Source organism: Microbispora hainanensis (assembly GCF_036186745.1).
Taxonomy (GTDB): Bacteria; Actinomycetota; Actinomycetes; order Streptosporangiales; family Streptosporangiaceae; genus Microbispora.
Window position 1 is genome coordinate 7,179,817 of the sequence record NZ_CP108086.1, and the last position, 12,692, is coordinate 7,192,508.

Here is a 12,692-nt window from a genome sequence, read left to right on the forward strand (position 1 = left end):
GCCGCCAGTAGCTTCCGGGCCATGGTGACCCCCCAGCACCGGCGTACGCGCGTGCCCGTGGCACTCTCCACGGCCGCGGCCCTCAGCGCCACGCTCACCGTCGCGCTCACCGTCGCGCTCACCGTCGCGCTCATCGCCGTCCCCCTGGCCGCTCCCCCCGCGGCGTCCGCCCCGGTTTCCGCGGTCACGGGCGCGGCAGGCGCGCCGCCGGACGCCGAGCTCGCCCGCGACGCCCTCCGTACGGACCTGTCCCGCGAACGGCTCTACTTCGCGATGACCGACCGGTTCGCGAACGGCGACCCGTCCAACGACCGGGGCGGGCTGTCCGGCGACCGGCTCACGACCGGCTACGACCCCACGGACAAGGGCTTCTACCAGGGCGGCGACCTCGCCGGCCTGATCGGCAAGCTCGACTACATCAAGGACCTCGGCGCCACGGCCGTCTGGCTCACCCCGTCGTTCAAGAACCGGCCCGTGCAGGGCACGGGCGCGGACGCGAGCGCCGGCTACCACGGCTACTGGATCACCGACTTCACCAGGATCGACCCGCACCTCGGCACCAACGCGCAGATGAAGAGCCTCGTCAAGGAGGCGCACAGGCGCGGCATGAAGGTGTTCTTCGACATCATCACCAACCACACCGCCGACGTCATCGACTACAAGGAGAAGACGTACGGCTATCGCGGCAAGGCCGCCTATCCCTACGTGGACGCCTCCGGCCGGGTCTTCGACGACCGCGACCACGCCCTGCGCGACGACTTCCCGAAGGTCACCGCCGAGTCGTTCCCGTACACGCCGGTGGTGACGGCGAAGTCGAAGGTGCCGTCGTGGCTGAACGACCCGACGATGTATCACAACCGGGGCGACTCGACCTTCTCCGGCGAGAGCTCCGAGTATGGCGACTTCTCCGGCCTCGACGACCTGTGGACCGAGCGGCCCGAGGTCGTGAAGGGCATGACCGACATCTACCGGACGTGGGTCAAGGAGACCGGAGTCGACGGCTTCCGCATCGACACCGCCAAGCACGTCAACATGGAGTTCTGGCAGCGCTTCGCGCCCGCCCTGCACGGCTACGCCGCCAAGCTCGGCAACGACAGGTTCTTCATGTTCGGCGAGGTCTACAGCTCCGACCCCGCGTTCGAGAGCCGCTACACGACCACCGGCACGCTCGACGCCACGCTCGACTTCGGCTTCCAGGAGGCGGCCCGCTCGTTCGCGAGCGGCGGCGACGCCGCGAGCCTCGGCAGGCTGTACGCCGCCGACGACTACTTCACCGACGCCGACTCCAACGCCTCGTCGCTGCCGACGTTCCTCGGCAACCACGACATGGGCCGGATCGGCTACTTCCTCAAGCAGGACGCCCCCTCGGCGGACGACGCGACACTGCTCGCCCGCGATCGCCTGGCCCACCAGCTCATGTACCTGACCCGCGGCCAGCCGGTCGTGTACTACGGCGACGAGCAGGGCTTCACCGGCGGCGGAGGCGACAAGGACGCCCGGCAGCCGATGTTCGCCTCGAAGACGGCCGGCTATCTCGACGACGACCTCATCGGCACCACCGCCACCCACGCGACCGCCAACTACGTCACCACCCATCCCCTCTACATCTCGATCGCCGAGCTGGCCCGGCTGCGCGACCGCTACCCCGCGCTGGCGGACGGCGCGCAGATCGTGCGGCTGGCGAGCGGGAACGTGTTCGCGTTCTCCCGGATCGCCGCCGGGGAGCGGGTCGAGTTCGTGGTGGCGCTCAACAACGGCGCGACGGCCGCGGACGTCCGCATCCCGACCTACTACTCCCCCGGCGCCTCCTTCACCCAGGTGTACGGCGGGACGCAGCGGCTCACGAGCGGCTCCGGCGGCACGCTGGCCGTGACCGTGCCGCCGCTGTCGGCCGTCGTCTACCGCGCGGACAAGCCTCTGGCCGCCCCCGGCGCGGCCCCGCGGGTCACCCTCACGCTGCCCGGCGAGACCCTGCGCGGCACGGCCGCCGACGGGCGGGTGCCGATCTCCGCCGAGGTGCCCGGCGACGGGTTCGCCCAGGTCACCTTCGCCGTCAAGGCGGGGGACGCGCCGTGGCGGGTGCTCGGCACCGACGACGCGCCCAACGGCCGCACCTATCGCGTCTTCCACGACCTCACCGGCGTGCCCGAGGGCGCCCCGCTCACGTACAAGGCGGTCGTGAAGGACTCGGCGGGCCGGTACGCCTCCGCCACGGCGACCGCGACGGCCGGGCCGGTGCCCGCGGAGGAGGAGCCGGGCGCGGTCACACGCGACCACCTGGTGGTCCACTACAAGCGCGAGGGCGGCGACTACGACGGCTGGGGCCTGCACGCCTGGGGCGACATCGACCAGACGGTCGAGTGGGGCTCGCCGGTCGCCTTCGAGGGCGAGGACGCCTTCGGCCGCTTCGCCTGGCTCAAGCTGAAGCCCGGCGCCACCGAGGTCGGCCTGATCACCCACAAGGGCGACACCAAGGACCAGGGCGACCGCATGGTCGACCCGGTGCGCACGGGCGAGGTGTGGCTCGTCGAGGGCAGGCCCGAGGTGTACGCCTCCCGGGCCGCCGCCGAGGGCTTCGCCACGATCCACTACCGCCGCCCCGACGGCGCGTACGACGGCTGGGGCCTGCACCTGTGGGGCGACGCGATCGCCGACGGCGCGGGCACCGACTGGGGCGCACCGCGCCCGCCGGACGGGACGGACTCCTTCGGTGCCTTCTGGCGGGTGCCGCTGAAGAACGCCGACGCGGCGCTGAACTACATCGTCCACAAGGGCGACACCAAGGACCCCGGTCCCGATCAGTCGTTCGTCCCGGCCCGGCAGCCCGAGGCGTACGTGAACTCGGGCGGGACGCAGATCCACGCCGGCGCGGCGGCGGCGCGGAACGTCGCGGTGCTGCACTACCACCGCGACGACGGCGACTACGACGGCTGGGGGCTGCATTTCTGGGGCGACGCGTCCGGCTCGGTCGAGTGGAGCGACCCGCTGAAGCCGGCCGGCGCCGACGCCTTCGGCGTGTGGTTCGAGGTGCCGCTCAAGGACGACGCGAAGACGCTGGGCTGGATCATCCACAAGGGCGACGAGAAGGACCAGCAGGCCGACCAGTCGCTCGACCTGGGCGTGACCGGCCACGAGGTGTGGAAACTGTCAGGTGTGGACGGATATCTGCTGCCGCAGCCCGCGGCCTCCGGTGCGGACGCCGACCTGTCCAAGGCCACGGCCCAGTGGATCGACAGGGACACGGTCGCGTGGAAGGGCACGGTCGCCGAGGCGAACCACTACGCGCTGGCCTATTCCCCCACGGGCGACATCGCGTACGCCAAGGGCGACCTGTCCGGGGACGTCCACCTCATCCGGCTGACGCCGGGCACGCTCGGCGACGCCCGGAAGGCCGCCTGGCCGCATCTGGCGGCGTACGGCGCGCTGAAGGTGGACCCGCGCGACGCCGGCCTCGTGCGCGACGCGCTGCGCGGCCAGGTCGTGGCGATCGAGCGCGGGCCCTCGGGCGCGCTGCTGACCGCCACCGGCGTGCAGATCCCCGGCGTGCTCGACGACCTGTACGCCGGGGCCGCGAAGGTCCCGCTGGGCCCGACGGGCCGCGGCGGGCTCGCGGTGTGGGCGCCGACCGCCCGGAAGGTCGAGCTGGCCCTCTATGACGGTCCCGAGGGCGGACGCAGGACGGTGCACGGGATGCGCAGGGACGACGCGACCGGCGTGTGGTCGATCGACGGCCCGGCGTCATGGAAGGGCAGGTACTACACCTATCTCGTCACCGTCTACGCCCCCGCCGCCGGGAAGATCGTGACCAACGAGGTGACCGACCCCTACAGCCTGTCGGTCTCGGCGGGCTCGGGGCGCAGCCAGATCGTCGATCTCGACGACCGGTCGCTGCGGCCCGACGGGTGGACCAGCCTGAAGAAGCCGCCCGCGGTGCGCCAGGACCGGGCGTCGATCTACGAGCTGCACGTGCGCGACTTCTCGGCCTCCGACACCACGGTCCCCGAGGCCGAGCGCGGCACCTACAAGGCGTTCACCGAGACCGGCAGCGCGGGGATGACCGAGCTGCGGAGCCTGGCGAAGGACGGCCTCACCCACGTCCACCTGCTGCCGGCCTTCGACTTCGCCACCGTGCCCGACCGGAAGGCCGACCGCACCGAGCCCGCCTGCGACCTCGCCGCGCTGCCGCCCGACTCCGACCGGCAGCAGGCGTGCGTGGCGGAGACCGCCGCGAACGACTCGTTCAACTGGGGCTACGACCCGCTGCACTACACCGTGCCCGAGGGGTCGTACGCGACCGGCCCGGACAAGCGGATCAAGGAGTTCCGCGAGATGGTCGCCGGGCTCAACGGGGCGGGCCTGCGGGTGGTCATGGACGTGGTCTACAACCACACCCACGCCGCCGGGCAGGACCCGGGCAGCGTGCTCGACCGCGTCGTCCCCGGCTACTACCACCGGCTCATGGACGACGGCACGGTGGCCGCCTCCACCTGCTGCGCGAACACCGCGCCCGAGCACGCGATGATGGGCCGGCTCGTCGTCGACTCGATCGTCACCTGGGCGAAGCAGTACAAGGTGGACGGCTTCCGGTTCGACCTGATGGGCCACCACCCGAAGGCGAACATCCTGGCCGTGCGCAAGGCCCTCGACGCGCTCACGCCCGCCAAGGACGGCGTGGACGGCAAGTCGATCATCCTGTACGGCGAGGGCTGGAACTTCGGCGAGGTGGCCGACGACGCCAGGTTCGAGCAGGCCACCCAGGCCAACATGGCGGGCACCGGGATCGGCACGTTCAGCGACCGGCTGCGCGACGCGGTGCGCGGCGGCTCGCCGTTCGACGCCGACCCCGGCGTCCAGGGTTTCGGCTCGGGCCTGGCCGACTCGGCGCAGGACGGCCGGCTCGCGCACGCCGAAGACCTGGTGAAGCTGGGCCTGGCGGGCAACCTGCGCGACTTCGCGTTCACCGGGTCGTCCGGCACGCCCGTCAAGGGCTCGCAGGTCGACTACAACGGCGGGCCCGCCGGGTATGCCGCCGAGCCCGCCGACACGGTGACCTACGTGGACGCCCACGACAACGAGACGCTGTTCGACGCGCTCGCCTACAAGCTGCCGAAGGACACCCCGATGGCCGACCGGGTCAGGATGCAGTCGCTTTCGCTGGCGACGGTCCTGCTCGGCCAGGGCACCGCGTTCGTCCACGCAGGCAGCGAGCGGCTGCGGTCGAAGTCGCTCGACCGCAACTCCTACGACTCGGGCGACTGGTTCAACCGCCTGCTGTGGGACTGCCGTCAGGGCAACGGCTTCGGGGGCGGCCTGCCGCCCGCGCGGGACAACGAGGCGCGCTGGCCGTACGCGCGGCCCCTGCTGGCCGACCCCGCGCTGAAGCCGGACTGCGCGGCGATCGGCGCGGCCCGGGCGCGGTTCGGCGAGCTGCTGCGGATCCGCTACTCCTCCCCGGCCTTCTCGCTCGGCTCGGCCGCGGAGATCGCCAGGCGGGTCTCCTTCCCGCCGTCGGGCATCCCCGGCGTGATCGTCATGCGCATCGACGCCGCCGGGGTCGATCCCGCGAACAAGACGATCTACGTGGTGTTCAACGCCACCGGGAAGACCGCCGCCCCCGTCGTGCCCGCGCTGAAGGGCGCCCGGGTCGCGCCGCACCCGGTGCAGGCGGCGTCGGCCGACCCGATGGTGCGGCAGGCGTCGGCCGATCCGGCGACCGGCACGCTGACCGTGCCCGCCCGTACGGCCGGGGTGTTCGTCGAGGCGGCGTGAAGCGGCACCCCGGCCGTGCCGCCCGTACGGCCGGGGTGTTTCCCGAGGAGTCGCAGGGACGCCCACGGGGTACGACCAGGTGCGGAAACCCGCACCCGGTTGCACCCCTTGAGAGACTTTGGGCAACTTTGGGGCGAGCTTTCCGATGTCGCGAGTTTCCCTAAAGATGACCATCAGTAACCTCGGGTAATGCTCCTCCCCAGGCGCTCCCCGTCGCTGCGAGCCCGGCTGGCCCTCCTCGCCACCGGGACAGCGGCGATCCTGCTGATCCCGCTCGCGATCGTGGTGCACGTGCTCGTCCGAGACATGGTCGCGGACCGCATCTGGGATCGGAGCCTCGACACCGCCACGTCCGTCGCCGCGCAGATCCGCGGTGGTCACCTGCCCAATCCCATACCGACCGGCGGGAACGACATCAACCTGATCGAGGTGACGGGGCCGGACGGCCGGGTCGTCGCCGAGAGCCCGGCGGCCGAGCACCTGCCCCGCCTGAGCCCGTTACGCCCGGCCCCCGACCGCGAGGTCACCCAGACGACGGCCTGCTCCCCCGCCGGGCGCGACTGCCTCTACATCACGGTGCTGCGGGTCTCCCCGGGTTCCGGCTCCGACCTCGTCTACGCGGGCCGGGCGGCTCCGGGGATCCTCGACACCTCCGTCACGCTGCCGGCGCTGCTGCTGGCGGCCCTGCTGCTCACCGCGCTCGCGGGCTGGACGGCCTACAACGTCACGGGCCGCGCGCTGCGGCCGGTGGAGGCGATCCGGTCGGAGCTCGCCGAGATCACCGACCGCAATCCCGGCGGCCGGGTGCCCGAGCCGCCCGGCGACGACGAGTTCTCCCGGCTGGCGCAGGCCGCCAACGACGCGCTGTCGCGGCTGGACACCTCGATCCAGCGGCAGCGGCAGTTCGCCGCCGACGCCTCCCACGAACTGCTCACCCCCATCGCCGGCATACGCGCCCAACTGGAGAGCGCGCGGCTGCACCCCGAGGACACCGCCGAGGCGCTCTGCGCCGCGCTCCGCGACACCGACCGCCTTGAGGCGATCGTCGCCGACCTGCTCCTGCTCGCACGGATCCCGACGGTCCCCGAGACCGCCCGGGAGGAGGTCGACCTGTCCCATCTGGTGGTCGCCGAAATCGAGCGGCGGCCGGAACGGCTGCCGGTCCACCTCCACGACACCCCGGGGGTGATGGTCAGGGGCGTGCGCCGTCACCTCGCCCGGGTGGTGGCGAACCTGCTCGACAACGCCGAGCGGCACGCGCTGACGGTGGTCTGCGTGCGGGTCACATCCACCGAGGACGCGGCCGTCCTGTACGTGCGCAACGACGGCCTGCCGATCTCCGAGGCCGACCGTGAGCGGATCTTCGAGCGGTTCTACCGCACCGACGCGGCACGCAGCCGCGACCGGGGCGGCACGGGCCTCGGCCTGGCCATCGCCCGTGAGGTGATAGAGGCCCACGGCGGCTCCATCCGGGTGGAGGACGTCACGGACGGCGAACCCGGCGTGCGTTTCGTGATCACGCTGCCGCTGTCCCCGGAGGCCGCGGACGATCCCGGCGCCGGCGCCGTGGACCCCCTCGACTGCTTTCCGGACGCCGACGAGCCGGACGCCGGCGATCTCGCCGCGGACTACCGTGTCTCCGACCTTCCCACCCGCGACTGCGGCGCCCCGGGCGGTGACACCCGAAGTTCCCCGGGCGGTGACACCCAAAGTTAAGGACAGCGCCCCTGGTCGTTCAGCCCAGTAACCCCGTACGGGAGAACCTGCTGGCTAGTTTTCGGGACACCCCGGCCCCCTGGGGTCCCCGTTGTCGCAGGTAGAGGAGTCACTCGTGCGAGTGCTGGCCGTCGTCCCCGCCCGTGGAGGGTCGGTGGGCGTCCCGCTGAAGAACCTCGAGAAGGTGGGCGGCGTCCCGCTCGTCGCCCGGGCGGTGGACGCCTGTCTGCGCGCCGAACTCGTCGACGACGTGGTCGTCAGCACCGACCACGACCGCATCGCCGAGGTGGCGCGGAGCGCGGGCGCCCGGATCGTGCGCCGGCCCGCCGAGCTCAGCGGCCCGACCGCCTCCAGCGAGTCCGCCGTGCTGCACGCCCTGTCCGAGCTCGGCGGCGAGACGCCCGAGATCGTCGTGCTCGTCCAGTGCACGAGCGCGTTCCTCGACCCCCGTGACCTCGACGCCGCCGTCGCGAAGGTGCTGGACGGCGAGGCCGACTCGGTCTTCTCCGGCACCGAGACCTACGAGTTCGTCTGGACCGGCGCCGGCCACGGCGTGAACCACGACCCGGCCGTGCGCCCGCGCCGCCAGGACCGCGAGCCCCACTTCCGCGAGACCGGCGCGTTCTACGTCATGCGTACGGAGGGGCTGCGGGAGCGGGGCCACCGCTTCTTCGGCAGGGTCGCGGTCCAGCCGGTGCCCGCCGGGCACGCCGTCGAGATCGACACTCCGGAGGACCTGGAGATCGCCCGCGCGCTCGCGCCGTTCGTGGACGAGCCGCTGCCGATCGACGTGGACGCCGTCGTCACCGACTTCGACGGCGTGCACACCGACGACCGTGCGTTCGTCGACTCCGACGGCAGGGAGATGGTCGCGGTCAGCCGTTCCGACGGGATGGGGATCGCGCTGCTGCGCCGGGCCGGCGTTAAGGTGCTCGTGCTGTCCACAGAGCGCAACCCGGTCGTCGCCGCCCGCGCCGCCAAGCTCGGCGTGCCGGTGGTGCAGGGCCTCGGCGCCAAGGACGTCGCGCTGCGCGAGTGGCTGGCCGCCGAGGGCCTGGCCCCCGAGCGGGTGGCGTACGTCGGCAACGACGTCAACGACCTGTCCTGCATGGCGATCGTCGGCTGGCCGGTCGCGGTGCCCGACGCCCACCCCCGGGTGCGCGCCGCCGCCCGCGTCGTGCTGTCGGCCCCCGGGGGCGCCGGGGCCGTACGCGAGCTGTCCGACCGCGTGCTCGCGGCCCGGCCGTCCACCGCGCTGGAGACCGTCACCACCCCCGCGCCCGTCCGCGCGCCCGGTCATCTCGGGCAGCCGCGGCCGGTGCGGATCGGCCGGTCGCTGGTCGGCCCCGGGCAGCCCGTATACGTGATCGGCGAGATCGGCATCAACCACAACGGCGACGTCGAGATCGCCCGCAAGCTGATCGACGTGGCCGCCGACGCCGGCTGCCAGGCCGTCAAGTTCCAGAAGCGGACCCCGGAGATCTGCGTGCCGCTCGAACAGCGCGACCAGATCCGGCAGACGCCGTGGGGCGAGATGACCTACATGGAGTACAAGATCCGGACCGAGTTCGGCGCCGACGAATACCGCTACATCGCCAAATACTGCGAGGAGCGCGGCATCGACTGGTTCGCCTCGCCCTGGGACGTCCCGTCGGTGGACTTCCTGGAGGAGATGGACGTCGTCGCGCACAAGGTGGCCTCGGCCTCGGTGACCGACCACGAGCTGCTGCGCGCGCTGGCCGCCACCCGCAAGCCGGTCATCCTGTCCACCGGCATGTCCACGATCGAGGAGATCGACGCGGCGGTGGAGATCCTCGGCACCGAGCGCCTGGTGATGATGCACGCCACCTCCACCTACCCACTGCCGCCGGAGGAGGCCAACCTCCGCATGATCACCACGCTCGGGCAGCGGTACGGCGTGCCGGTCGGCTACTCGGGGCACGAGCGCGGGCTGCAGATCTCGCTCGCCGCCGTGACGCTGGGCGCGGTGACCGTCGAGCGGCACATCACGCTCGACCGGGCGATGTGGGGCTCCGACCACGCCGCCTCGCTGGAGCCCACCGGCCTGGAGCACCTGGTCCGCGACATCCGCATCATCGAGACCGCGCTCGGCGACGGCGTGAAGCGCGTCTACCCGGGCGAGCAGGCCCCGCGGGCCCGGCTGCGCCGCGTCACCGCATGATCACTCTCTCGGTGGTGGTGCCGGTCCGGGACGGCGAGGCGTACCTCGCGGACGCCCTCACGTCGCTGGTGCGCAACCGGACGCCCGAGTTCGAGACCGAGGTCGTCGTCGTGGACGACGGCTCGGCGGACGCGACGCTGGAGGTCGCCGAGGACTTCCGGCGCGATCTGCCGGGGCTCACCGTCGTCCGCAACCCGGTGCCGCTGGGGCTGGCCGCCGCCCGCAACACCGGGCTGAAGCTGGCCGCGGGCCGCTACGTCACCTTCCTCGACGCCGACGACTGGCTCGCGCCCGGCTACCTGCCCCGCCTCGTCGTCGCCATCGACGGGCTCGGGTGCGACTTCGTGCGCGTGGACCACGTCCAGGTCGAGGGCCGCAGGCGGGAGACGCACCGGGCGCCGCAGCCCCGGCGCGGCGTCGTGCTGGACTCCCGCGACGGCATCCTCCCGGTCGATCACAAGACCATGGTCGACTACCCCTACGCCTGGGCGGGGATCTACCGGCGGGAGCTGGACGACCTGCTGACCTTCCCCGCCGGGCTGCACACCGCCGAGGACCGCCCGTGGATCTGGCGGCTGCACCGCCTGGCCCGGTCGTACGCCGTGGTCTCCCTCGCCGGGGTGTTCTACCGGCGGGGGCTGGCGGCCTCGCTCACGCAGATCGGCGACGAGCGGCAGCTCCACTTCTTCGACGCCTACGAGATGGTGCTGGACGAGGCCGGGCCGCGCTATCTGCCGAAGGCGGCCCGCAACCTGTGCGCGCTGCTCGCCCATCACGTGGAGCTGGCCGGCCGGTTCACCCCGGCCGTACGCGCCCGGTTCGACGAGCGGGCGCGGGCGGTGCTCGCCCGGCTGCCCCACGAGACGCTGACCGAGGCGCTCGGCGGGCTGGAACCCGAGCGTGCCGCGCTGCTCGGCTCCTACCTGCCGGACCCCGACCCGACAGGAGGGCCGCGTGCCTGACACCACGCTGTTCTACGCCTCCACGCTGTTCGGCGCGATGACGCTCGCGGCGGCGATCGACGAGGGGCGGTTCCGCGACGGCGGCCGGGTGCTCCTCGTGTCGAACAACGCGGCGATCCCGGAGGTCACCCCGGCGCTGGACGAGGCGCCGGGGTTCGCCGCGCTGCGCGACCGGTTCGACCGCGTCCTGTCCTGGAACGAGATCATCGCGCCGCTGCACCCGTCGGACTGGAAACCCCGCTCGATCGAGACGCCCATGCTCGGCCGCCTGCTGCGCGACCTGGTCGGCGAGCCGGGCGAGCTGGTCCTGGAGTCGATCGCGGTGCCCCCGTCGCGCACGCTCGCGGGCCTGGTCAAGGACTGCCCGATCACCGTCTACTCCGACGGCCTCATGAGCTATGGGCCGACCCGCGACCCGCTGCCGCGGGAGATCGCCGGGCGGATCACCCGGCTGCTCCACCTCGACCTGGTCCCCGGCCTCGCGCCCCTGCTCCTGGCCGAGCACGGCGTGCCGGCCGAGGCCCTGGCCGACGCGTCGTTCACGGGCGTGACCGGCCGGGTCGCGGCGGCGGCCGAGGAGGCCCCCCGCGCCGCGGCGGTCATCCTGGGTCAGTACCTGTCCGCGCTCGGCCTGATCACGCCCGCCGAGGAGGCCGCGCTGCACGAGCGCGTGCTGCGCGGCGTCGCGGCGCGCGGCCACCGGACCGTGCTGTTCAAACCGCACCCCGCCGCCGGGCGGCGGCACGCCCGCGAGCTGCGGCCGGTCGCCGCGGAGCTCGGGGTCGATCTCCTCGTGGCCCCCGAGGCGACGCCCGCCGAGGCGTGCTTCGCCGCGCACCGCCCCGAGCTGGTCGCCGGGTGCTTCTCCACCGCGCTGGTGACCGCGCGGCGGCTTTTCGGCCTGCCGGTCGCGGCCACCGGCACCGATCTCGTGCTCGAACGGCTCACGCCGTACGAGAACAGCAACCGGATCCCGGCGGCGATCGTGGACGCCACGCTGCCCCGGCTGGAGGCCGACGGCACGCTCACCGAGCCGCCCGCCGCCGACCTCACCGCCCTCGTGGGAGCCGTGGGCTACTGCATGCAGAGCGCGGCCCACCCCGGCCTGCGCGAGACCGCGGCGGCCTACGTGGACGCCCACGGCCCCGCGCGCTACTTCAAGAAGCGCAGGCTGGAGTCGCTCGGCCTGATCGAGCCACCGCTTCCCCCGCCCGCCCAGTCACCTGTACGGCCACCCGCACAGCCGCCCGCGCCGCCGGCCTCACGCCTGCGCCGCCTGCTCACCCGCTGACGCCCACGCGCCCGCACTGTGCTCACCCGCTGACGCCCGGGCGCCCGCACCGCGGCCCACCTGTCCGCACCATGCTCACCCGCCCGCGCCCACCCGCCCGCGCCCACCTGTCCGGGCCCACCCGTCGGCACCGCGCTCACCCGCTCACGCTCCCTGCCCCGCCGACCGGCCCGGCCGGAGGGTCGTGGGGGGTGTCGTGAGGGGTGCGGATGAGGAGGATCGCGTGCGCGTCCTCGCCGCCGAGGGCCGCGTAGACGTGGGGGACGTCCGCGGCCCACGAGACGTGCTCCCCCGGGCCCGCGGTCAGCGGCGCGGCGGCGGGGCCGGTCCTGATCGTCCCCCCGACGACCGACAGGTGCTCGGTCACACCGGGCGGATGCGCGGGCGAGGTCTGCTCGACCCCGGCGACGATCCGCAGCCGGAACATCTCGTAGGTCGCGCCCGGCTCCCTGAACACCTCCAGCAGGGTGGAGACGACGGCCGTGCCCCGCACCGCCGAGGCGGCGCCGGCCGGGGCGCCGGGGTCCAGCGTCAGTGCGCTCATCGGGACCGACAGTGCCGCCGCGATCGCGTACATGGTCTCCAGCGTTGGGTTGCGCGTTCCGTGTTCGAGCCCTGACACGGTGGCCTTGCCGACGCCGGCCCTGCGGGCGAGCTCCGACAGCGACAGCCCGCGTTCCTCCCGGAGCCCGCGCAGCCGCCGCCCGATGGCCGGGTCTATCCGGCTTGTCCCATCTGTACCCACGTGGCTATGGTGTCACCGGAAATCGTT

The 12,692-nt window shown here is 73.1% G+C and carries 6 protein-coding genes; 5 read left to right on the forward strand and 1 reads right to left on the reverse strand.

Translation table 11 applies throughout. The annotated features are described in order from the left end of the window. Positions 1-21 precede the first annotated feature (21 nt). From pulA to OHB01_RS32955, 5 genes are all read left to right on the forward strand, one after another. Positions 22-5,769, forward strand: coding sequence for a pullulanase-type alpha-1,6-glucosidase (pulA, locus tag OHB01_RS32935; RefSeq protein ID WP_328854466.1), 5,748 nt, complete (start codon positions 22-24; stop codon positions 5,767-5,769). A gap of 306 nt (positions 5,770-6,075) precedes the next feature. Then, the gene (locus OHB01_RS32940) at positions 6,076-7,485 is read left to right on the forward strand and encodes a sensor histidine kinase (protein ID WP_405396726.1); all 1,410 of its coding nucleotides are present in this window, start codon (positions 6,076-6,078) and stop codon (positions 7,483-7,485) included. Positions 7,486-7,600: 115 nt separating this feature from the next. Next, complete coding sequence (locus OHB01_RS32945; protein WP_147942755.1) at positions 7,601-9,667, forward strand: N-acetylneuraminate synthase family protein; 2,067 nt, start codon at positions 7,601-7,603, stop codon at positions 9,665-9,667. Next, positions 9,664-10,629, forward strand: coding sequence for a glycosyltransferase family 2 protein (locus tag OHB01_RS32950; protein WP_328854468.1), 966 nt, complete (start codon positions 9,664-9,666; stop codon positions 10,627-10,629). Before OHB01_RS32945 ends, OHB01_RS32950 begins: the two co-directional genes overlap by 4 nt. Further along, positions 10,622-11,920: a polysialyltransferase family glycosyltransferase gene (locus OHB01_RS32955; RefSeq protein WP_328854469.1), complete on the forward strand. Its 1,299-nt coding sequence runs from the start codon at positions 10,622-10,624 to the stop codon at positions 11,918-11,920. Before OHB01_RS32950 ends, OHB01_RS32955 begins: the two co-directional genes overlap by 8 nt. Before the next feature lie 136 nt (positions 11,921-12,056). Here OHB01_RS32955 and OHB01_RS32960 read toward each other — a convergent pair whose 3' ends face one another. Beyond that, positions 12,057-12,665: a helix-turn-helix domain-containing protein gene (locus OHB01_RS32960; RefSeq protein WP_221889927.1), complete on the reverse strand. Its 609-nt coding sequence runs from the start codon at positions 12,663-12,665 to the stop codon at positions 12,057-12,059. Between the last annotated feature and the right edge of the window lie 27 nt (positions 12,666-12,692).

Coding starts and splice junctions, on each gene's coding strand:
- pulA (WP_328854466.1), top strand. CDS start 22: ATGGTGACCCCCCAGCACCGGCGTACGCGCGTGCCCGTGGCACTCTCC.
- OHB01_RS32940 (WP_405396726.1), top strand. CDS start 6,076: ATGGTCGCGGACCGCATCTGGGATCGGAGCCTCGACACCGCCACGTCC.
- OHB01_RS32950 (WP_328854468.1), top strand. CDS start 9,664: ATGATCACTCTCTCGGTGGTGGTGCCGGTCCGGGACGGCGAGGCGTAC.